The sequence below is a fragment of the Marivita sp. genome, assembly GCF_965656765.1.
Lineage (GTDB): Bacteria > Pseudomonadota > Alphaproteobacteria > Rhodobacterales > Rhodobacteraceae > Marivita.
Window position 1 is genome coordinate 1 of record NZ_CBFHLV010000128.1, and the last position, 2,431, is coordinate 2,431.

The following is a 2,431-nucleotide window of genomic DNA, read 5'->3' on the forward strand; positions in this document are numbered from 1 at the left end:
CAGGTTGGAACGATGACTACTTACGTAGCATTCTCAACGGCTTGGCCACTCCGTAAGTCAAACGCGATTGCCCTGGGACGGGAACCACGAACCATCTCCGGCATGATTGACGGTCCAAGGCCACGCTTCAGCACTTTTGCCGCGGCCCGTTTCAAGACGGGTGATGGTGAGCATAACATCAACGGGGACACCCGTTTCCGTTGCCGCACGTTGGGCGGCCATGTCACAAATGCTGGCTTGCGCGGACATGCCACTAGCAAAGGCGATCAGTACACCCATAAAACTGGGTTTCATCCAAATTCCGTTCACGCCACGGCCCTCGCATTCTGCGGTTTGGCTGAAGGTAACGATCGGAAGGTTAGGATTTGGTTACGCAAACCAAGTGTGTGTCACAAAAGTGCTTCGAACACAGCCACGAGGCCGCCGCCAATCACGGCACCGATGAGTGCCCATATCACAGCAGTTTTGACGGGATTGGACTTGGGCTCTGGTTTGCCCTGCGCTTGCGCGATCAGTGCCTGCTCCATAAGCCCCGGGAGGCGCGGACCAAACCGCGCCAACACTAGCGCGGTCTTGCCAAGGTCTTTGGCAAACGCGCGCGGTCCGATGCTGGTTTTGATGTAGTCTTCAACAATTGGTTTCGCGACATTCCAGATGTTCATCTTGGGGTCCAGAGACCTTGCCACACCTTCGACAACAACCATCGTGCGTTGCAAGAGAATCAATTCGGTCCGTGTTTCCATACCGAAGCGTTCGGTCACTTCGAACAAGTAACTCAGCAACCGCCCCATCGAAATGCGCGTGGCGTCCATGCCAAAGATCGGCTCTCCGACGGCGCGTAGGGCGCGTGCGAACTCATCGACATCACGATCATTCGGAACGTAGCCAGCTTCGAAATGCACCTCGGCCACACGTTTATAATCGCGGCGGATAAATCCATAGAGGATCTCGGCATAGACCCGACGGGTGTATTCGTCGATGTGCCCCATGATTCCGAAATCAAGCGCAATGATGTCGCCATTCGGAGCCACCTTGAGATTGCCCTGATGCATATCAGCGTGAAAGAACCCGTCGCGCAGCGCATGCTGCAGGAACAGCTGTAAAACGCGTTCGCTAAGCGCGACACGATCATGCCCCGCTGCATCCAGTGCTGCATTGTCGCCCAGCGGAACGCCTTCAGCCCAAGCCATGGTCATCACGCGGCGGCTCGACATATCCCATTTTATAGCAGGTAGTTGGAACCCCTCGTCCTGCTCGGTATTGGCGGCGAATTCCGAGGCCGCTGCAGATTCAAGACGAAGATCCAGTTCGCCCATGACCACCCCTTCAAAGTGAGTGATAACATCCATCGGCCGCAATCGCCGCGACGACGGGGACAAAACTTCAATCAGGCGTGCCGCGAAATAGAAGGCGTCGATGTCCTTCCTGAAATCCTTTTCGATGTGTGGCCGGAGAACTTTGACGGCAACCGTTTCACCCGTTCCAGCCAGTTCGGCTTTGTGCACCTGTGCGATAGACGCAGCCGCCACCGGTTCACTGAATGCCGAGAAAACTGTATCCACCGGAACACCTAGTTCGGTTTCCACCATTGCTTTCGCTTCGGCGATGGAAAACGGAGGCAGCTTGTCTTGAAGCACGCGCAGCTGCTTGGCCATCTCATCACCGACCACGTCGGGTCGGGTACTTAGCACCTGGCCAAATTTGATATACGCAGGGCCCAAAGCAGTAAGCGCACGCGGTGCCGCTGGCATGTCAGGATCACCGTAATACCCAAGCCATTTGAACGGCCAACCCAACAGTCGTGCAGCCACCCGCAGCGGCTTGGGCGCGTCGAAGGCATCAAGGACGACACCCATCGCACCCGTACGTTCTAGCGTCGCACCCGTACGGATCAGGCGCAGAATATTGTGCGGACCTCTCACGTCAGATCTTCCACCCCGAATGAAGACAAGCGATACCCATGCTCAGGTTGCGATACTTGGTATTTTCGAAACCAGCCTGACGTAACATCCCAAGAAACGTTTCCTGATCGGGAAATCTGCGAATCGATTCGACAAGATACTGATAGCTGTCGCGGTCATTGGCGATGGCCTGACCCAAGCGAGGAATGATGTTGAACGAATACAGATCATAGACCTTTTGCATCAGCTCATTCGGGATCTGGCTGAATTCAAGGACCATCAACCGGCCACCAGGGCGCAGCACGCGGAACGCTTCGTTCAATGCCTCTTGGGGGCGGGTCACGTTTCGAATGCCAAACGAAATTGTGTAGACATCAAAGGTGTTATCGTCGAATGGCAAGTGCATCGCATCGCCGACGACCCAATCAAGGCTCGAGTCCATGGCGTTGGCTTCGGCCCGTTTGCGACCTTCAATCAACATAGGTTCGGTCAGGTCGAGAACGGTTGCATGGCCAGACCCGGCCCGTTTG

At 55.7% G+C, this 2,431-nt stretch carries 3 protein-coding genes; all 3 read right to left on the reverse strand.

Annotated features, from left to right (window positions below; genetic code table 11):
• Positions 1-57: 57 nt before the first annotated feature.
• Positions 58-294, reverse strand: coding sequence for a hypothetical protein (locus tag ACTG4M_RS17355; protein ID WP_439124925.1), 237 nt, complete (start codon positions 292-294; stop codon positions 58-60).
• Between the two features lie 95 nt (positions 295-389).
• The gene (gene ubiB, locus ACTG4M_RS17360; protein WP_439124926.1) at positions 390-1,922 is read right to left on the reverse strand and encodes a 2-polyprenylphenol 6-hydroxylase; all 1,533 of its coding nucleotides are present in this window, start codon (positions 1,920-1,922) and stop codon (positions 390-392) included.
• 1 nt (position 1,923) lies between these two features.
• The coding region (locus ACTG4M_RS17365; RefSeq protein ID WP_439124927.1) for a ubiquinone/menaquinone biosynthesis methyltransferase at positions 1,924-2,431 on the reverse strand (508 nt) is incomplete at its 5' end.